The organism is Enterobacter sp. BWH52, assembly GCF_001037565.1.
Classification (GTDB): domain Bacteria; phylum Pseudomonadota; class Gammaproteobacteria; order Enterobacterales; family Enterobacteriaceae; genus Enterobacter; species Enterobacter hormaechei_C.
Genome location: NZ_KQ089854.1, coordinates 4,366,173 through 4,386,662, shown reverse-complemented (window position 1 = coordinate 4,386,662; position 20,490 = coordinate 4,366,173). Strand labels below are relative to the sequence as shown.

11 protein-coding genes, 2 tRNA genes and 3 rRNA genes are annotated in these 20,490 nt (G+C 55.9%); 13 read left to right on the top strand and 3 right to left on the bottom strand.

Going from position 1 to position 20,490, the window contains the following annotated elements; genetic code table 11:
• The 7 genes from SK47_RS20780 to birA all read left to right on the top strand — a co-directional run.
• Positions 1-522: ribosomal RNA gene (locus SK47_RS20780) — 16S ribosomal RNA — on the top strand; the annotation flags it as partial.
• Between the two features lie 70 nt (positions 523-592).
• Positions 593-669: transfer RNA gene (locus SK47_RS20775), tRNA-Ile, on the top strand.
• A gap of 105 nt (positions 670-774) precedes the next feature.
• A tRNA-Ala gene (locus tag SK47_RS20770) sits at positions 775-850 on the top strand.
• 170 nt (positions 851-1,020) lie between these two features.
• Positions 1,021-3,925, top strand: a 23S ribosomal RNA gene (locus SK47_RS20765).
• 69 nt (positions 3,926-3,994) lie between these two features.
• Positions 3,995-4,110: ribosomal RNA gene (gene rrf, locus SK47_RS20760) — 5S ribosomal RNA — on the top strand.
• 134 nt (positions 4,111-4,244) lie between these two features.
• Complete coding sequence (gene murB / locus SK47_RS20755; RefSeq protein ID WP_022652019.1) at positions 4,245-5,273, top strand: UDP-N-acetylmuramate dehydrogenase; 1,029 nt, start codon at positions 4,245-4,247, stop codon at positions 5,271-5,273.
• Complete coding sequence (gene birA / locus SK47_RS20750; protein WP_003861169.1) at positions 5,270-6,232, top strand: bifunctional biotin--[acetyl-CoA-carboxylase] ligase/biotin operon repressor BirA; 963 nt, start codon at positions 5,270-5,272, stop codon at positions 6,230-6,232. Before murB ends, birA begins: the two co-directional genes overlap by 4 nt.
• A 35-nt stretch (positions 6,233-6,267) precedes the next feature.
• On the opposite strand, the gene bcsG is transcribed toward birA, so the two are convergent.
• From bcsG to bcsE, 3 genes are read right to left on the bottom strand one after another with little or no spacing between them, the layout of a single operon-like run.
• Positions 6,268-7,947 (bottom strand): cellulose biosynthesis protein BcsG, encoded by a 1,680-nt coding sequence (gene bcsG / locus SK47_RS20745; RefSeq protein WP_023315007.1) that lies wholly within the window; start codon positions 7,945-7,947, stop codon positions 6,268-6,270.
• Entirely contained in the window at positions 7,940-8,134 is a 195-nt protein-coding gene (bcsF, locus tag SK47_RS20740) for a cellulose biosynthesis protein BcsF (RefSeq protein ID WP_003861172.1), read from the bottom strand. The genes bcsG and bcsF overlap by 8 nt, the downstream gene beginning before the upstream one ends.
• Positions 8,131-9,693, bottom strand: a complete 1,563-nt coding sequence (gene bcsE, locus SK47_RS20735) for a cellulose biosynthesis c-di-GMP-binding protein BcsE (RefSeq protein ID WP_022652017.1) — start codon at positions 9,691-9,693, stop codon at positions 8,131-8,133. The genes bcsF and bcsE overlap by 4 nt, the downstream gene beginning before the upstream one ends.
• 174 nt (positions 9,694-9,867) lie before the next feature.
• On the opposite strand from bcsE, the gene bcsR reads away from it, so the two are divergent.
• From bcsR to bcsC, 6 genes are read left to right on the top strand one after another with little or no spacing between them, the layout of a single operon-like run.
• Positions 9,868-10,056, top strand: coding sequence for a cellulose biosynthesis protein BcsR (bcsR, locus tag SK47_RS20730; protein WP_003861175.1), 189 nt, complete (start codon positions 9,868-9,870; stop codon positions 10,054-10,056).
• Positions 10,057-10,067: 11 nt separating this feature from the next.
• Positions 10,068-10,820: a cellulose biosynthesis protein BcsQ gene (gene bcsQ, locus SK47_RS20725; protein ID WP_003861177.1), complete on the top strand. Its 753-nt coding sequence runs from the start codon at positions 10,068-10,070 to the stop codon at positions 10,818-10,820.
• The gene (gene bcsA, locus SK47_RS20720) at positions 10,817-13,432 is read left to right on the top strand and encodes a UDP-forming cellulose synthase catalytic subunit (protein WP_048245021.1); all 2,616 of its coding nucleotides are present in this window, start codon (positions 10,817-10,819) and stop codon (positions 13,430-13,432) included. Before bcsQ ends, bcsA begins: the two co-directional genes overlap by 4 nt.
• 10 nt (positions 13,433-13,442) lie before the next feature.
• Complete coding sequence (gene bcsB / locus SK47_RS20715) at positions 13,443-15,866, top strand: cellulose biosynthesis cyclic di-GMP-binding regulatory protein BcsB (RefSeq protein ID WP_057979983.1); 2,424 nt, start codon at positions 13,443-13,445, stop codon at positions 15,864-15,866.
• Between the two features lie 6 nt (positions 15,867-15,872).
• The gene (gene bcsZ, locus SK47_RS20710) at positions 15,873-16,979 is read left to right on the top strand and encodes a cellulose synthase complex periplasmic endoglucanase BcsZ (protein WP_022652013.1); all 1,107 of its coding nucleotides are present in this window, start codon (positions 15,873-15,875) and stop codon (positions 16,977-16,979) included.
• Positions 16,961-20,443, top strand: coding sequence for a cellulose synthase complex outer membrane protein BcsC (gene bcsC, locus SK47_RS20705; RefSeq protein WP_048245019.1), 3,483 nt, complete (start codon positions 16,961-16,963; stop codon positions 20,441-20,443). Before bcsZ ends, bcsC begins: the two co-directional genes overlap by 19 nt.
• The last annotated feature ends 47 nt before the right edge of the window (positions 20,444-20,490 follow it).

Genomic DNA, 20,490 nt, shown 5'->3' with positions numbered 1-20,490 from the left:
TTGGTGCCTTCGGGAACTCTGAGACAGGTGCTGCATGGCTGTCGTCAGCTCGTGTTGTGAAATGTTGGGTTAAGTCCCGCAACGAGCGCAACCCTTATCCTTTGTTGCCAGCGGTCAGGCCGGGAACTCAAAGGAGACTGCCAGTGATAAACTGGAGGAAGGTGGGGATGACGTCAAGTCATCATGGCCCTTACGAGTAGGGCTACACACGTGCTACAATGGCGCATACAAAGAGAAGCGACCTCGCGAGAGCAAGCGGACCTCATAAAGTGCGTCGTAGTCCGGATTGGAGTCTGCAACTCGACTCCATGAAGTCGGAATCGCTAGTAATCGTGGATCAGAATGCCACGGTGAATACGTTCCCGGGCCTTGTACACACCGCCCGTCACACCATGGGAGTGGGTTGCAAAAGAAGTAGGTAGCTTAACCTTCGGGAGGGCGCTTACCACTTTGTGATTCATGACTGGGGTGAAGTCGTAACAAGGTAACCGTAGGGGAACCTGCGGTTGGATCACCTCCTTACCTTAAAGAACCTGCCTTTGCAGTGCTCACACAGATTGTCTGATGAAAAACAGCAGTAAAAAACCTCTACAGGCTTGTAGCTCAGGTGGTTAGAGCGCACCCCTGATAAGGGTGAGGTCGGTGGTTCAAGTCCACTCAGGCCTACCAAATTTTTGCTGATGCTGCGTTGCGGCGACACTCACATACCTGAGTATGCTTCGTGTCACCACGCCTTGCCTCAACAAAAATTACCGGTACAGAGGTGACTACGATGGGGCTATAGCTCAGCTGGGAGAGCGCCTGCCTTGCACGCAGGAGGTCTGCGGTTCGATCCCGCATAGCTCCACCATCTTTTACTGCGAACACAAGAAAACTTCAGAGTGAACCTGAAAAGGTGCACTGCGAAGTTTTGCTCTTTAAAAATCTGGATCAAGCTGAAAATTGAAACGACACACAGCTCATGTGTGTTCGAGTCTCTCAAATTTTCGCAATCAGAAGTGAAACATCTTCGGGTTGTGAGGTTAAGCGACTAAGCGTACACGGTGGATGCCCTGGCAGTCAGAGGCGATGAAGGACGTGCTAATCTGCGAAAAGCGACGGCGAGGTGATATGAACCCTTGACCCGTCGATGTCCGAATGGGGAAACCCAGTGTGTTTCGACACACTATCGTTAACTGAATACATAGGTTAACGAGGCGAACCGGGGGAACTGAAACATCTAAGTACCCCGAGGAAAAGAAATCAACCGAGATTCCCCCAGTAGCGGCGAGCGAACGGGGAGCAGCCCGGAGTCTGAATCAGCTTGTGTGTTAGTGGAACGGTCTGGAAAGTCCGACGGTACAGGGTGATAGTCCCGTACACGAAAATGCACATGCTGTGAACTCGAAGAGTAGGGCGGGACACGTGGTATCCTGTCTGAATATGGGGGGACCATCCTCCAAGGCTAAATACTCCTGACTGACCGATAGTGAACCAGTACCGTGAGGGAAAGGCGAAAAGAACCCCGGCGAGGGGAGTGAAAAAGAACCTGAAACCGTGTACGTACAAGCAGTGGGAGCACCTTCATGGGGTGACTGCGTACCTTTTGTATAATGGGTCAGCGACTTATATTCTGTAGCAAGGTTAACCGTATAGGGGAGCCGAAGGGAAACCGAGTCTTAACTGGGCGTTAAGTTGCAGGGTATAGACCCGAAACCCGGTGATCTAGCCATGGGCAGGTTGAAGGTTGGGTAACACTAACTGGAGGACCGAACCGACTAATGTTGAAAAATTAGCGGATGACCTGTGGCTGGGGGTGAAAGGCCAATCAAACCGGGAGATAGCTGGTTCTCCCCGAAAGCTATTTAGGTAGCGCCTCGTGAACTCATCTTCGGGGGTAGAGCACTGTTTCGGCTAGGGGGCCATCCCGGCTTACCAACCCGATGCAAACTACGAATACCGAAGAATGTTATCACGGGAGACACACGGCGGGTGCTAACGTCCGTCGTGAAGAGGGAAACAACCCAGACCGCCAGCTAAGGTCCCAAAGTCATGGTTAAGTGGGAAACGATGTGGGAAGGCACAGACAGCCAGGATGTTGGCTTAGAAGCAGCCATCATTTAAAGAAAGCGTAATAGCTCACTGGTCGAGTCGGCCTGCGCGGAAGATGTAACGGGGCTAAACCATGCACCGAAGCTGCGGCAGCGACACTATGTGTTGTTGGGTAGGGGAGCGTTCTGTAAGCCGTTGAAGGTGTGCTGTGAGGCATGCTGGAGGTATCAGAAGTGCGAATGCTGACATAAGTAACGATAAAGCGGGTGAAAAGCCCGCTCGCCGGAAGACCAAGGGTTCCTGTCCAACGTTAATCGGGGCAGGGTGAGTCGACCCCTAAGGCGAGGCCGAAAGGCGTAGTCGATGGGAAACAGGTTAATATTCCTGTACTTGGTGTTACTGCGAAGGGGGGACGGAGAAGGCTATGTCAGCCGGGCGACGGTTGTCCCGGTTTAAGCATGTAGGCGGAGGTTCCAGGTAAATCCGGTACCTTGTTAACGCTGAGGTGTGATGACGAGGCACTACGGTGCTGAAGTGATAAATGCCCTGCTTCCAGGAAAAGCCTCTAAGCATCAGGTAACACGAAATCGTACCCCAAACCGACACAGGTGGTCAGGTAGAGAATACCAAGGCGCTTGAGAGAACTCGGGTGAAGGAACTAGGCAAAATGGTGCCGTAACTTCGGGAGAAGGCACGCTGATATGTAGGTGAAGCCCCTGCGGGCGGAGCTGAAATCAGTCGAAGATACCAGCTGGCTGCAACTGTTTATTAAAAACACAGCACTGTGCAAACACGAAAGTGGACGTATACGGTGTGACGCCTGCCCGGTGCCGGAAGGTTAATTGATGGGGTTAGCGGCAACGCGAAGCTCTTGATCGAAGCCCCGGTAAACGGCGGCCGTAACTATAACGGTCCTAAGGTAGCGAAATTCCTTGTCGGGTAAGTTCCGACCTGCACGAATGGCGTAATGATGGCCAGGCTGTCTCCACCCGAGACTCAGTGAAATTGAACTCGCTGTGAAGATGCAGTGTACCCGCGGCAAGACGGAAAGACCCCGTGAACCTTTACTATAGCTTGACACTGAACACTGGTCCTTGATGTGTAGGATAGGTGGGAGGCTTTGAAGCGTGGACGCCAGTCTGCGTGGAGCCGCCCTTGAAATACCACCCTTTAATGGCTGGTGTTCTAACGTAGACCCGTGATCCGGGTTGCGGACAGTGTCTGGTGGGTAGTTTGACTGGGGCGGTCTCCTCCCAAAGAGTAACGGAGGAGCACGAAGGTTGGCTAATCCTGGTCGGACATCAGGAGGTTAGTGCAATGGCATAAGCCAGCTTGACTGCGAGCGTGACGGCGCGAGCAGGTGCGAAAGCAGGTCATAGTGATCCGGTGGTTCTGAATGGAAGGGCCATCGCTCAACGGATAAAAGGTACTCCGGGGATAACAGGCTGATACCGCCCAAGAGTTCATATCGACGGCGGTGTTTGGCACCTCGATGTCGGCTCATCACATCCTGGGGCTGAAGTAGGTCCCAAGGGTATGGCTGTTCGCCATTTAAAGTGGTACGCGAGCTGGGTTTAGAACGTCGTGAGACAGTTCGGTCCCTATCTGCCGTGGGCGCTGGAGAATTGAGGGGGGCTGCTCCTAGTACGAGAGGACCGGAGTGGACGCATCACTGGTGTTCGGGTTGTCATGCCAATGGCACTGCCCGGTAGCTAAATGCGGAAGAGATAAGTGCTGAAAGCATCTAAGCACGAAACTTGCCCCGAGATGAGTTCTCCCTGAGACCTTGAGTCTCCTGAAGGAACGTTGAAGACGACGACGTTGATAGGTCGGGTGTGTAAGCGCAGCGATGCGTTGAGCTAACCGATACTAATGAACCGTGAGGCTTAACCTTACAACGCCGAAGGTGTTTTGGCGAAGAGACAGACACGATTTTCAGCCTGATACAGATTAACAGAATTTGCCTGGCGGCTTTAGCGCGGTGGTCCCACCTGACCCCATGCCGAACTCAGAAGTGAAACGCCGTAGCGCCGATGGTAGTGTGGGGTCTCCCCATGTGAGAGTAGGGAACTGCCAGGCATCAAACAAGTGAAGAGGCCATCCGCAAGGATGGCCTTTTTGCGTTTCTACACCTGCTTCCTTTCCATAAACAAATCACCTATCCCCCCATATATACGGTAAACTATCCCGGTTTTTGCATCAGGATAGCGTCTATGAATCACTCCCTTAAGCCCTGGAATACCTTTGGTATTCAACGGAATGCTAATCAAATTGTACGTGCCGAAAGTGCTCAGCAGTTGCTGAATGCATGGCAAAACGCAACAGGAAACGGTGAACCCGTACTTATTCTGGGCGAAGGAAGTAATGTCCTGTTTCTCGATGATTTTGCGGGGACGGTAATCGTCAATCGCATCATGGGGATTGAGTGTAAAGAGAGCGCTGAAAGCTGGCATTTACACGTGGGTGCTGGCGAGAACTGGCACCATCTGGTGCAATATACCCTTGAAAAAGGGATGCCCGGACTGGAAAACCTGGCCCTGATCCCGGGCTGTGCAGGATCATCTCCTATTCAAAACATCGGTGCCTACGGCATCGAACTGAAACACGTCTGCGAATATGTCGATTGCATCGAACTCGCGACCGGAACGGCGAAGCGCCTGACCGCAGAGCAGTGCCGCTTTGGTTATCGCGACAGCATTTTCAAGCACGATTATCAGGATCGTTTCGTCATTGTGGCCGTTGGTCTGCGCCTGGCGAAAGCCTGGAAACCCGTTCTGACTTACGGCGATCTGACCCGTCTTGACCCGGCTACCGTCACACCGCGTGAGGTATTTGATTCCGTATGCCACATGCGCATGACCAAGCTCCCGGACCCGAAAGTCAACGGAAATGCGGGCAGTTTCTTCAAAAACCCGGTGATCAGCAGCGAAAATGCAAAAGCATTTCTCGCTGGCTGGCCAACGGCCCCGCATTATCCTCAGGCGGATGGCAGCGTGAAGCTGGCCGCAGGCTGGCTTATCGATCAGTGTGAATTAAAAGGTACTACTCTTGGTGGCGCTGCTGTTCATCGTCAGCAGGCGCTGGTACTGATCAACCAGTCCAACGCGACAAGTGAGGATGTCGTCAACCTGGCGCACCATGTTCGTCAGCGCGTGGGCGAAAAATTCAACGTCTGGCTGGAGCCTGAAGTTCGCTTTATTGGCCGAACGGGCGAAGTGAATGCCGTGGAGACCATTGCGTGAAGGACAATACTATTCCGTTAACTCTCATCGGTATCCTTGCTGATGGCGAGTTTCATTCTGGCGAGCAGCTGGGCGAACAGCTGGGCATGAGCCGCGCTGCCATCAATAAACATATTCAAACGCTCCGCGACTGGGGCGTGGATGTGTTTACGGTGCCGGGAAAAGGCTACAGCCTGCCGGAACCGATCCAGTTACTGAATGAAGAGATCATCCGCAGCCAGATTGGGCACGGTAACGTCGCGGTATTGCCGGTCATTGATTCGACGAACCAGTATCTGCTGGATCGCCTGAGCGAGCTGAAATCCGGTGATGCCTGCGTTGCCGAGTACCAACAGGCAGGACGTGGCCGCCGGGGGCGTAAGTGGTTCTCACCATTTGGCGCCAACCTCTACCTTTCCATGTACTGGAGGCTTGAACAGGGGCCAGCTGCGGCCATAGGGCTGAGCCTGGTCATCGGCATTGTGATGGCAGAGGTGCTGCACGATCTGGGTGCCGATCAGGTGCGGGTAAAATGGCCCAACGATCTGTATCTCAACGATCGGAAGCTGGCGGGGATCCTGGTCGAACTGACGGGAAAAACAGGCGATGCCGCACAGATCGTTATTGGAGCGGGGCTGAACATGGTGATGCGAAACGTGCAGAACGATGTCGTGAACCAGGCCTGGACCAACCTACAGGAAGCGGGGATCACCATCGATCGCAATACGCTTGCCGTCCGCATGATCAATGAGTTGCGTAGTTCGCTGACGCTCTTTGAACAGGAGGGGTTAGCGCCATTCCTGTCCCGCTGGGAAAAGCTGGATAACTTTATTAACCGACCGGTGAAGCTGCTGATTGGGGATAAAGAGATTTACGGCACATCACGCGGCATTGACGCGCAGGGTGCGTTGCTTCTTGAACAGGATGGTGTGATTAAGCCCTGGGTGGGCGGTGAAATTTCGTTACGAAGTGCAGAGTAACCCTCTCCCCACAGGGGAGAGGGTGTAGCAGCTCATCACTGCGGATACGGCACCCAATCCCCGGCATTCAGTCGGACATAAGGCTTATTCTGATACTGGATCACCACCGCATTGGCGTTTTCCGATACCTCCGCCGTCTGCGGCAGCCCGCTGGTGAGCTGATCCCAGTTCACGCTATCTTCCACAAACAGCTTACCGTCTACTGCGCGAGCGACCAGTTCCGAGATAGCCAGATAGCTGCTTGGCTGGGTGATCTCAACTGGCGCTCCCTGATGCGGCGCCTTCATGCCAAAGAACTTAATCCCGGCCGGAACGTTAGTGATGGACGGGCTTGGGATATCGCGCAGACCAGACACCTGCATCCTGTCGCCTTTCAGCGCTCCCCCATGTTCCGGTACTACCACCACCATCACTTTGCGGCCTGATTTTTCCAGCTCGTTGAAGAACGCGTTCAGCTCGTCAAAGAACTTCTGCGCACGGGCCTTATAATCGGCCGTTTTACTCACGCCGGGATAATGGTTCCCGTCGTGCAGCGGCAGCGTGTTATAGAACGTCGCACTACGTGTCCCTTCCTCTTTGCCGACGGTATCTAACCAGCGCTGAAGCACGGCGGTATCGTCATACACCGGCGAGCCATCAAAGCCCAGCAACGTGACCGGCAGCCCTTTCTGGTCCATCAGCGGGGCCTGCATGCCACCCTGTTCACGTACTTCTTTCAGGAAGTTACCGAACTGACCGTTATGACCCATCATCAGGTGCTGGGTAAAGCCCAGTTTTGCCAGGTTATCAAACAGATAACACTGGTTAGCTGCCGGCTGGTAGAGGTTCTTATGCGAAGGCTGTCCGCAGCTGGCGCGCAGCAGGCGGATAGCCGCCGGGCCGCTGTACGACGTGGCCGAGTTGAAGTCCTTGAACTGAATATCGAAATGCGACCACAGCGGGTGCGACATCAAACCAGCCGCGTCAACGTCAGCCCAGGACAGAGAACAGATGTTAATGACCAGCAGCTCAAACGGCTGAGCATCGGCAGGCAGCGCGTCCGGGAATTTCGTCTGACGCTTATCTTCCGCAGCGTAAAAACTGGAGAGCCACGCGTTCAGGTTCGTGGATGTCGGCGGTGCAGTCTGCGCTGGAATATCCCCAACCACAGGCGTATCCCCTGCTGTCGCGACGGTCGCGGCGGCGGAACCGCCCGTGGTGGTCACGGTTGTCGTCGGCTGACCGGCTGGCCACAGCGAGAAGCTCGGGCCCGTCAGCGTCAGGACGTTAAGCCAGATCATAATCGCGACGACAAACACCGTCACCCGGATCCACTGAGACAGGAACAGCCAGGCGACCAGCAGGACAAATACCGCGCCAATCATCTGCCAGTTAATAAAGCGCTCAACCAGATCGAGCATATAGTCCGCACTGAAACCTGCGACCTGGGAGCCCTGGCTCATGATGCTTTCAGGGCCGGGCAGCCAGGTATCATGCCAGAACAGGGCGAAACCGATGGGAATAGCGACCCAGTGACGTATACGGTGCAGCCTGAGGTTCGGGATTGGCATCAGCAGGAATGCCATAAACACCAGGTTAAGCAGAGGGTGGAAATTAAGATAGCCTGCCCACAGCAGACCAAACTTCACCAGAAAGTAGAAATTCCAGCCGGACAGGCCGCGCCAGTATTGCCAGAGTGGCGATGGCGCCGAAGAGGTATAGGTAGAATTAGTCATGTTTTCGGTTTGCCTTGACGTTCGGAGCGCGACTCAGTGTTCCGGCGGGTTTAATATAGCGAGGTTTGACGAACAGTAATCTGACCGTATCGCGAATACGGCGCAGGGAATGGCGTGCATAGTAGCCAAGCGGCAAAAAAATCAGCGCGCACAGAACAACCAGTTGGATGATATCGCTGATATTCATAATGGCGCGCTCTCCTTGTTCTCATCCAGTAAGCGTAGCGGCTCAGGTACCCGACGCCAGACATGCCCGTCATGTTTCGCGTTCAGAACCGGTTTGGCACCGCTTGTCACAGGCAACGGTTTCGCCCACTTTTCAGGAGCCAGGGCACGCATCTGGACAAGCTCAGCGCTGATCAAATTATCTTCAAACCAGACCATGCGGTTCGAGAAGATATCCCCGGTAGGAAGCGGGAAGATATGGTTAAGCGCCGTATCCAGATCGTTCACCCGGCAGAAGGAGAGGAACAGCACCAGGCGGTTATCGCCAATGGTCATGATATCCCCGATACGGTTAGGGCGGCACAGAGTAAGCGCCTGCTCAACGCGAATACCCGGCACGGGGCGCAGGGCAACCATCACCCCTTTTCCGTCTGCCGGTAACAGCGTATTGCTCATCATGTTGCCCACCGCATCGCAGAAGGTGTCCCATTTCTGGTAGCCGCGCAGTTTCATCGGCTGCGTCATTGAAAGCAGGGTGCTGATATCTTCCGGAACATGTCGATTAAACTGCTGGCCCTGGATGCTTTCGATCAGCGTCAGACAGCGCGACAGGGGAGCATTCCACGGAATGACCATATTCGCGCCGCAGCCCAGTAATAAGCGCTCATCGGTGGCGCGCAGGCTGGTATTATTTTCACGCACCACAATTTTTAACGCGCTGCCGCGCTGGCGACGTAATGTGTGAATGTGCCTTGCCAGCGTTTCGATTTGGTTATTCTGGATCAACGAGAAAATAATGGTCGCCGCCTGCGTGGTGCGCGCCTCATCAAATAAGGCTTCATTGGTATCGAACAGTGACCAGTGCTCAGACAGTGCAGGCGCACCTTCCAGTACCGCAATATGACTCAGAACGCGTTTTTCATCACTGCGTGGCTGAACTACCGTCTCTTCCTGTTGAGCAAGATGCCACTCATCCCCGACATGTTTGAGGGTAAGTTGTTGTCGGGAGCTCACCCCTTTTTCATTGCACCAGAAAGCCACGTCGTAAAGATGGCTGTCGGTCTGGACACGAATACTGGCCAGGCCATAGAGAGAACGGTATTCACTCATTAAAAGTGAAAAAAGCTTGTCATTATTACTGCCTGGGTTAACAACCAATAAGGTGCAATTTTGATTTTTTGCCCATCTGTTGATTCTTTCCAGCCATTTCAGCAGTTTTTCAGAGGGGATATTTTGCAGGCCGTTATTAGAGCATTTTAGAATCAGTAAATAGTGTTCAGGAACAATAGAACACTGAATATCGCGGGGTAAAAAGTATAGACTGTCAGCCTCCGCAGGCATGGAAAATAATCGTACTGTCTGGGGTCCACGGTCACTGTCGAGCCTGATGATTGACTTCGGCTCTTCGCCCATCGTAATTATGGCCACGCGGGAATCCTTCCCCTGCGCCGCTATCGTCTGGTTTACCAGACTGATGGCATCTTCATTACGATCCGTATTAACCCACCAGACTCCTCCGACTGGCATGTGGCGCAATTCGTCCCATAATGACTGGATGCCAATAGAAAATATGGAGTCCACGGTGTCCCTCTTTTCGTCGAATTTCTATGTCTCTCAGTTTACTAGCGAAAGCGTAGAAATAAACCTAACATTGAAATTAAAGAACATCAGATTTAGCATGTAAATGAAATTTAGTGGGCAGGACGCCTCGCTGCATCTGAATCTTATGATTTTACTCAAAGGGATGAAAAAAGAATGCAAAATAACGAACCCGCAACCCCAGTCGACTCAAGTCTGGGTTACACATTCCAGAACGATTTTTTGGCACTCACGCAGGCTTTTTCTTTGCCTGAAATAGATTACACCGATATTTCCCAGCGGGAACAGTTGGCGGCGGCTATTAAACGTTGGCCGTTATTAGCTGAGTTTGCCCAACAACAATAAGGAAGCCATTGATGGCTGTACTAGGATTACAGGGCGTCCGTGGTGGGGTGGGTACAACTTCCGTTACCGCGGCGCTGGCGTGGTCATTGCAGGTATTAGGTGAATCGGTACTGGTCATTGATGCCTGTTCCGATAATTTGCTGCGCATGTCATTCAATGTCGACTTTACGCATGCAAACGGCTGGGGACGTGCGCTTCTGGACGATAAAGACTGGCGGGATGCGGGTTTGCGTTATACCTCCCAGCTCGATTTGCTTCCCTTTGGTCAATTGACCGAAACCGAGCGCGGGAATGAAGCCGCGTACCAGCGCCTGTTCTCTCGCTTCATCACCGCATTGCAGAGCCTGAAAGAGAGCGGGCACTATCAGTGGATCCTGCTGGACCTGCCGCACGGTGCCGCGTCGCTGACCCGCCAGCTGCTGGCGCAGTGCGACCATGTGCTCTCCATCGCGAACGTAGATGCGAATTGTCATATCCGTCTGCATCAGCAGCCGATGCCTGCCAATGCCCATATTCTGATCAACGATCTGCGCATTGGCAGCCAGATCCAGGACGATCTCTACCAGGTCTGGCTCCAGAGTCAGCGCCGCCTGTTGCCGATGGTGATCCATCGTGACGAAGCGATGGCGGAGTGCCTCGCGTCCAAACAACCCCTCGGGGAGTACCGTAGCGATTCACTGGCGGCGGAAGAGATCCTGACGCTGGCCAACTGGTGTCTGCTGCACTTTGCTAAACGGCCGGAGCCTGCCGGGAGTTCAGTATGAGCCGCCTGACTAACTGGCTGCTCATTCCGCCGGTCAGTTCGCGCTTAAGTGAACGCTACCGCCATTACCGTCATCACGGCGCCTCGTCGCTGAGCGCAGCGCTGGGCTGTTTGTGGATGATTCTGGCGTGGATGTTCATCCCCCTCGAGCATCCCCGCTGGCAACGCATTCGCGCGCGCCACGGTGAACTCTATCCGCATATCAACCCTGACAAGCCGCGTCCGCTGGATCCCGCGCGCTACGCTATTCAGTCCATCTGGCTACTGGCGACCTCAACGGGCGCGGAGAAAAAAACGTCCCGCTGGCGCAGCTTCGATCGTGTGCAGAACCTGCGTGAACACTACCACCAGTGGCTTGACCGGCTACCCGACCGGGTGGGCGACAAAACGGGTCATTTAGATAACCAAAAAGAGCTCGGGCACCTACACCCGGGCTTGCGGCGTTTTATTCTCGGCGTGGTTGTGGTGTTCTCGCTGATTCTTGCGCTGGTCTGTATTACCCAGCCTTTCAACCCGCTGGCGCAGTTCACCTTCCTGATCCTGCTGTGGGGCGTGGCGCTGCTGGTGCGGCGCATACCAGGGCGTTTTTCTGCCCTGATGCTGATTGTGCTATCGCTGACCGTTTCCTGCCGCTACATCTGGTGGCGATATACCTCAACGCTGAACTGGGACGATCCGGTCAGCCTGGTGTGCGGCTTAGTGCTGCTGTTTGCTGAGACTTACGCCTGGATCGTGCTGGTGCTGGGTTACTTCCAGGTTATCTGGCCGCTGAATCGACAGCCGGTGCCGCTGCCAAAAGACACGACCCAGTGGCCTACGGTGGACCTCTTCGTGCCGACCTACAACGAAGACCTGTCGGTGGTAAAAAACACCATTTACGCCGCGCTGGGTATCGACTGGCCGAAGGATAAAATCAAAATCTGGATCCTCGATGACGGTGGCCGCGCCGAGTTCCGCCAGTTCGCGGACGAAGTGGGGGTAGAGTACATCGCCCGTACCACGCATGAACACGCGAAAGCCGGTAACATCAATAATGCGCTGAAATATGCCAAAGGGGAGTTCGTCTCTATTTTCGACTGCGACCACGTGCCAACGCGCTCGTTCCTGCAAATGACCATGGGCTGGTTCCTGAAGGAGAAAGAGCTTGCGATGATGCAGACGCCGCACCACTTCTTCTCACCGGACCCGTTTGAACGTAACCTCGGTCGTTTTCGTAAAACCCCGAACGAGGGCACGCTGTTCTATGGCCTGGTGCAGGACGGGAACGACATGTGGGACGCCACGTTCTTCTGCGGCTCCTGTGCGGTGATCCGCCGGAAACCGCTGGATGAAATTGGCGGGATCGCCGTCGAGACGGTCACGGAAGATGCGCACACCTCGCTGCGTCTGCACCGTCTTGGCTATACCTCGGCCTACATGCGTATTCCTCAGGCGGCGGGGTTGGCCACGGAATCCCTGTCGGCGCACATCGGCCAGCGTATTCGCTGGGCCCGCGGCATGGTGCAAATTTTCAGGCTCGATAACCCGCTGATGGGTAAAGGGCTGAAGCTGGCGCAACGGCTGTGCTACGTCAACGCCATGTTCCACTTCCTGTCGGGTATTCCACGGCTTATCTTTCTCACAGCGCCGCTGGCGTTCCTGCTCCTTCACGCTTACATCATCTATGCGCCTGCGCTGATGATTGCCCTGTTCGTTCTGCCGCACATGATCCACGCCAGCCTGACGAACTCGAAGATTCAGGGGAAATATCGGCACTCCTTCTGGAGTGAAATTTACGAAACGGTGCTGGCCTGGTACATCGCGCCGCCAACCATGGTGGCGCTGATTAACCCGCATAAAGGGAAATTCAACGTCACCGCGAAGGGCGGGCTGGTGGAAGAGGAGTATGTCGACTGGGTGATCTCCCGGCCCTATATCTTCCTGGTGCTGCTGAATATTGTGGGCGTGATTGTTGGGATCTGGCGCTACTTCTACGGCCCGGAAAACGAAATTCTGACGGTCTTCGTGAGTATGGCGTGGGTGTTTTATAACCTGATTATCCTCGGTGGCGCGGTGGCGGTATCGGTGGAGAGCAAACAGGTTCGCCGCGCGCATCGCGTCGAAATCAGCATGCCAGCGGCCATTGCCCGCGACGATGGACATCTCTTCTCCTGTACCGTACATGACTTTTCGGATGGCGGTCTGGGTATCAAGATCAACGGTCAGGCGAAGGTGCTGGAGGGGCAGAAGGTCAACCTACTGCTTAAGCGCGGCCAGCAGGAGTATGTCTTCCCGACGCAGGTGGTGCGTGTGAGAGGAAATGAAGTGGGTCTGCAACTGATGCCGCTGACCAAAAAACAACACATTGATTTTGTGCAGTGTACGTTTGCCCGCGCGGATACGTGGGCTCTCTGGCAGGACAGCTTCCCTGAGGATAAGCCTCTGGAAAGCCTGCTGGATATTCTTAAGCTGGGGTTCCGTGGCTATCGTCACCTTGCAGAATTTGCCCCGTCGTCGGTGAAATTAATTTTCCGGTCACTTACTTCACTGGTTTCCTGGGTCGTGTCGTTCATTCCGCGTCGACCTGAGCGAGATGAAGCGAAGCAGGCGGACCCGGTTATGGCTCAACAATGATGATAACGCGATGAAAACAAAACTTTCCTGGTTATGTGCAGTGGCAATGGGGATGAGTGCGCTCCCTGCAACAGTGGCTAACGCGGCGCCTGATAACGCAGCGACCACGCCCGCGCCAACGGTGCCTGTCGTCGCGCAAGCGACCGATCCGGTTGTGACGGCCGCGCCGGGGCAGACGGAGAACGTTGTCCCGAATCAGCCGACGACGGGGAATACGCTGCCCGGCGACAACCCGGTGGTTGGGCAGGTCATGCCTGGCGTGCCGGGAGCCAGTGCGCCGGTGGTTGCCGAAAATACGCCGTCGCGTGACGTTAAGCTGACGTTTGCCCAGATCGCGCCTCCTCCGGGCAGCATGGTTCTGCGCGGCATCAACCCAAATGGCGGTATCGAATTCGGTATGCGCAGCGATGAAGTTGTGTCAAAAGCGATGCTCAACCTGGAATACACCCCATCGCCGTCGTTGCTGCCGGTGCAGTCCCAGCTTAAGGTCTATCTGAATGACGAGCTGATGGACGTCCTGCCCGTCACCAAAGAGCAACTGGGTAAGAAAACCCTGGCTCAGGTGCCGATTAATCCGCTGTTTATCACCGACTTTAACCGCGTGCGTCTGGAGTTTGTCGGCCACTACCGCGATGTCTGTGAAAACCCGGCCAGCAGCACCCTGTGGCTGGATGTCGGGCGTAACTCTTCGCTTCAGATGACCTATCAGCCGCTGGCGTTGAAAAACGATCTCTCCGCCTTCCCGGTGCCGTTCTTCGACCCGCGTGATAACCGTCCGCTGAATCTGCCGATGGTCTTTGCCGGCTCGCCGGATGTGACCGAACAGCTGGCGGCCTCTATCGTGGCATCCTGGTTTGGTTCCCGCTCCGGCTGGCGTGGTCAAAGTTTCCCGGTCATGTACGACAAAATGCCAGACAAAAACGCGATTGTGTTTGCCACCAACGCCAAACGCCCGGCATTCCTGCGTGACCATCCGGAGGTGAAAGCACCCACCATCGAGATGATCAGCCATCCGGACAATCCGTACGTGAAGCTGCTGGTGATCTTCGGCCGTGATGACAAAGATCTGGTGCAGGCGGCGAAGGGCATTGCGCAGGGAAATATCCTGTTCCGCGGTAACAGCGTTGTGGTGGATGAGGTGAAACCGCTGCTGGCGCGTAAGCCTTATGATGCGCCGAACTGGGTACGTACCGACCGGGCAATCACCTTTGGCGAGCTGAAAACCTATGAAGAGCAATTGCAGTCAACCGGGCTTGAACCTTCTCCTGTCAGCCTGTCGCTGAACCTGCCGCCGGATCTCTATCTGCTGCGCACCAACGGCATTGATATCAACCTGAACTACCGTTACACCGCGCCGGCAACCAAAGACAGCTCGCGCATGGATATCAGCCTCAACAACCAGTTCCTGCAATCGTTCAGCCTGACCAGCAGCCAGGAGACAAACCGGTTGATGCTTCGTCTGCCTGTATTGCAGGGGCTGCTGGACGGCAAAACCGATGTGTCGATCCCGGCGCTGAAGCTCGGTGCGGTGAACCAGCTGCGGTTTAACTTCCAGTATATGAACCCCATGCCGGGTGGATCGGTGGAAAACTGTATTACCTTCCAGCCGGTGCAAAACCACGTGGTGATTGGCGATGATTCCACGATCGACTTCTCGAAGTATTACCACTTTATCGCGATGCCGGATCTGCGTGCCTTTGCTAACGCCAGCTTCCCGTTCAGCCGCATGGCTGATCTCTCTGAATCGATTGTCGTGATGCCAAAAGCGGCCAACGAAGGTCAGGTTGCCACGCTGCTGGACACCATGGGCACCGTTGGGGCGCAAACCGGCTTGCCGGCTATCAACGTGACGGTGACGGATGACGGTAGTCAGATCCAGAACAAAGATGCCGATATCATGGTCATCGGCAACATTCCGGACAAGCTGAAAGACGAGAAGCGCGTCGATCTGCTGGTGCAGGCGGCTCAGTCATGGGTCAACACGCCGCTGCGTCAGACCGAGTTCCCGAGCATCATGCCGGACAGCGGCGATCGTCAGGCCAATATCAGGACGACCGTAAGTTCAACGGGTCCGATGGCCGCGATTGTCGGCTTCCAGTCGCCGTATAACGACCAGCGCAGCGTTATCGCCCTGCTGGCGGACAGCCCACGCGGCTATGAGCTGCTCAACACGGCCATGAACGACAGCGGTAAACGGGCAGCAATGTTCGGTTCCGTCTCGGTGATCCGTGAGTCGGGGGTAAACAGCCTGCGCGTGGGAGATGTCTACTACGTCGGTCATCTGCCGTGGTTCGAACGCCTGTGGTACGCCCTGTCTAACCACCCGGTGCTGCTGGCCGTGCTGGCTGCGCTCAGCGTCGTATTGCTGGCGTGGGTACTGTGGCGTCTGCTGCGAATCATCAGCCGTCGTCGTCTTAACCCGGACCATGAGTAAGCGGTGATGAAAATCTTTCGCGGGTGTGTAGTCGCAGCGTTGATGCTGACGGCGGCGAATCTTCACGCCGCCTGTCGCTGGCCTGCCTGGGAGACGTTCAAGCAGGATTATATGAGCGAAAGTGGGCGGGTCATTGATCCCAGTGACGCGCGCAAAATCACCACCTCCGAAGGGCAAAGCTACGGGCTGTTCTTTGCCCTCGCGGCAAACGATCGCAAGGCGTTCGATCTGCTGCTGGCATGGACGCGCGATAACCTTGCCGAGGGAGATTTAGCCCAACATCTCCCGGCCTGGCTGTGGGGAAAAAAGGACGACGAAACCTGGGCGGTTATCGACCCTAACTCCGCGTCTGATGCCGATATCTGGATTGCCTGGTCGCTGCTGGAAGCCGGGCGGCTGTGGAAAAATCCCGATTACACGCGCACGGGTAAGGCGCTGTTGACGCGCATTGCCAGTGAGGAAGTGGTGAAGGTGCCGGGGCTGGGTTCTATGCTGCTGCCGGGTAAAGTCGGTTTTGCCGAAGAGAGTGTCTGGCGCTTTAACCCCAGCTACCTGCCGCCGCAGCTTGCGAGCTATTTCACTCGTTTTGGCGCGCCGTGGACGACGCTCCGTGAAACTAACCTGCGTCTGCTGCTGGAGACCGCGCCTAAAGGATTTTCCCCGAACTGGGTGAAATACCAGAAAAAGGGCGGCTGGCAGCTGTCGCAGGATGCATCCCTGATCGGCAGCTACGATGCGATTCGCGTCTATCTGTGGGTAGGGATGATGAACGATAACGATCCGCAGAAAGCCCGGCTACTGGCGCGTTTCAAGCCCATGGCGACCACCACAATCAAACAAGGCTTGCCGCCGGAGAAAGTGGATGTAGCAACCGGGAAACGCACCGGAGATGGGCCGGTAGGGTTTTCTGCCTCTCTCCTTCCGTTTTTACAAAACCGGGACGCGCAGGCGGTGCAACGCCAGCACGTCGCCGATCGTTTTCCCGATAACAATGCTTATTACAGCTACGTTCTGACCCTCTTTGGACAAGGGTGGGATCAGCATCGTTTTCGTTTCACCGTGCAAGGTGAATTACTACCGGATTGGGGCCAGGAATGCGCACGTTCACACTGAATCTACTCACCTTATCGCTTGGCCTGGCGCTAATGCCCCTGGCCCAGGCCGCCAACTCCCCGCAGCAGAGACAGCTGCTGGAACAGGTCCGTCTGGGGGAATCCACCCAGCGTGAGGATTTAGTGCGCCAGTCGCTCTATCGCCTTGAGCTGATCGATCCCAACAACCCGGATGTGATTGCCGCGCGCTTCCGCTACCTGTTACGACAGGGCGATACGGCGGGCGCGCAAAAAGAGCTGGATCGCCTGAAAGGAATGGCACCCGATTCCAGTGCCTACCAGTCCTCCCGTACTACCATGCTGCTCTCCACGCCGGATGGTCGCCAGGCCCTCCAGCAGGCTCGCCTGCTTGCCACCACCGGGCACACGCAGGAAGCCATTGCTGCGTATGACAAACTGTTTGACGGTAAGCCGCCCAGCGGCGACATCGCGACGGAGTACTGGAACGTGGTGGCGAAAGAGCCAGCCCGCCGCAACCTGGCCATTAATCAGCTTAAGAAAATAAACGCCAGCAGTCCGGGCAACGTCCCGCTACAGTCCTCGCTGGCACAGCTTCTGTTCCAGAGCGGACGGCGTGATGAAGGGTTCGCGGTGTTGCAGGAGATGGCCAAATCGAATAATGGCCGCAGTCAGGCGTCGGACATGTGGTACCAGCAGATCAAAGATCAGCCGGTCAGCAGCGCCAGCGTCACCGCGCTGCAACAATACCTGAGCGTATTCAGCGATGGCGATAACGTGACGGCGGCGCGCACCCAGCTTGAAGCACAGCAAAAACAGCTCGCCGATCCGGCGTTCCGCGCCAAAGCCGAAGGGTTAGCCGCAGTGGATGCCGGGCAGGGCAGTAAAGCGGTAACGGAGTTGCAAAAAGCAGTCAGCGCCAACCACGCTGACAGTGAAGCTGTAGGCGCGCTGGGGCAGGCCTATTCTCAGAAAGGCGATCGCGCGCGTGCGGTTGCGCAGTTTGAAAAGGCGATCGCCCTCGATCCGCAGAGCGATAACCGGGGCAAATGGGACAGCCTGCTGAAGGTCAACCGATACTGGCTGCTGATCCAGCAGGGGGATAACGCCCTGAAAGCCAATAATACGACCCAGGCCGAACGCTATTACCAGCAGGCGCGCAATATCGACAATACTGACAGCTACGCGGTTCTGGGGCTCGGTGATGCGGCGGCGGCGCGCAAAGATAACGACGCGGCCGAGCGCTATTACCGCCAGGCGTTGCGGATGGACAGCGGCAACAGCAACGCGGTGCGCGGTCTCGCCAATATTTATCGCGCGCAGTCTCCGGAGAAGGCGACGCAGTTTATTCAGTCGCTCTCTGCCAGCCAGCGCCGCAGCATTGATGATATTGAACGTAGCCTGACGAACGAGCAGCTGTCAGCCCAGGCTGAACAGCTGGAAAGCGAGGGGAAATATGCGCAGGCCGCAGAAATTCAGCGCCGACGCCTTGCGCTTTCCCCGGGCGACGTGTGGATCACCTACCGACTGTCACGCGATCTGTATAGCGCGGGTCAGCGCAGCCAGGCGGATAACCTGATGCGTCAGCTGGCAAGTCAGAAACCGGGCGATCCGGATCAGGTTTACGCCAGCGGGCTGTACCTGTCCGGTAACGATCAGGACCGGGCGGCGCTGGCGCATCTGAACACGCTGCCGCGCGACAAGTGGAACGGCAACATTCAGGCGCTGGCGGACCGCCTGCAAAGTAACCAGGTGCTGGAAACCGCCAACCGCCTGCGCGACAGTGGAAAAGAGCAGGAGGCGGAAACGTTGCTTCGCCAGCAGCCTCCGTCCACCCGTATCGACCTGACGCTGGCGGACTGGGCTGAACAGCGGGGCGATCATGAGGCCGCGAAAACCGCCTACAACACCATTCTGCAACGCGAACCGCAGAACGAAGACGCGATCCTCGGCCTGACCGAGGTCTCTCTTGCCCAGGGCAACAAGGACGCGGCGCGCGCGGCGCTGGCGAAACTGCCCGCGGCACAGAACGGCGAACCGCTCTCCATCAATATGCAGCGCCGGCTTGCCATGGCGCAGGCCGGACTGGGTGATCCTGCCGCGGCAGAAAAGACCTTCAACGCCATTCTTCCGCAGGCCAAATCGCAGCCGCCTTCGATGGAAAGTGCGCTGGTGATGCGCGATGCCGCCCGTTTCCAGGCACAAAATGGTCAGCCTCAGCAGGCGCTGGACACCTGGAAAGATGCGATGGTCTCATCGGGCATCACAACGACCCGTCCCACCGATAACGACAGCTTTACGCGACTCACGCGTAATGATGAGAAAGATGACTGGCTGAAGCGCGGCGTGCGCAGCGATGCAGGCGATCTTTATCGTCAGCAGGATCTGAACGTCACGCTGCAACACGACTACTGGGGCTCCAGCGGCACGGGAGGCTATTCCGACCTGAAAGCGCACACCACCATGCTCCAGGTTGATGCGCCGCTGTCGGATGGACGTATGTTCTTCCGTAGCGATCTGGTCAATATGAACGCCGGTTCCTTTGACACCGATAACGGAACTTACGATCCGACATGGGGTACCTGTGCCGAAACGCCATGTCACGGCAGCACGAACCAGTCGGCCAACGGCGCCAGCGTGGCCGTCGGCTGGCAGAACAAAACCTGGGCGTGGGATATCGGTACAACGCCGATGGGCTTCGACGTGGTCGATGTGGTGGGCAGCCTGAGCTACAGCAACGATTTAGGGCCGATTGGCTACACCCTGAACGCCCATCGCCGTCCGATTTCCAGCTCGGTGCTGGCCTTCGCCGGGCAAAAAGATCCCAATACCGACACCACCTGGGGCGGCGTGCGTGCCACCGGTGGCGGCGTGAGCATGAGCTACGACAAAGGCGAAGCTAACGGTATCTGGTCAAGCCTGAGTGCCGACAGCCTCACCGGGAAGAATGTCGAAGATAACTGGCGCGTCCGCTGGATGACCGGCTATTACTACAAGCTCATCAATCAGAACAACGAACGCCTGACGGTGGGCGTGTCCAACATGCTCTGGCATTACGATAAGGATTTAAGTGGCTATTCGCTGGGCCAGGGCGGTTACTACAGTCCCCAGGAGTATGTGTCGTTCGCCTTACCGGTGAACTGGCGTAAACGCACAGAGAACTGGTCATGGGAGCTGGGCGGCTCCGTCTCCTGGTCTCATTCAAAAACAAAAGATGTGATGCGTTATCCGTTACAGGGGCTGATCCCGGACAATGAGCCAGGCCGTTATACCGATAAAGGTGTGATGGAAACCGGAAGTAGCTCGTCAGGCACGGGTTATACCGCAAGGGCGATTGTTGAACGCCGCGTGACGTCCAACTGGTTTGTCGGTCTGGGCGTCGATATTCAGGAAGCAAAAGACTATACCCCGAGCCATGCGCTGCTCTACGTTCGGTATTCTGCCGCGGGCTGGCAGGGTGATATGGACTTACCACCGGAACCGCTGGTGCCTTATGCAGACTGGTGATCGGATTTTTACTTAATCTAATTGTAAGTCTCTCTTAAAAGTGCAGC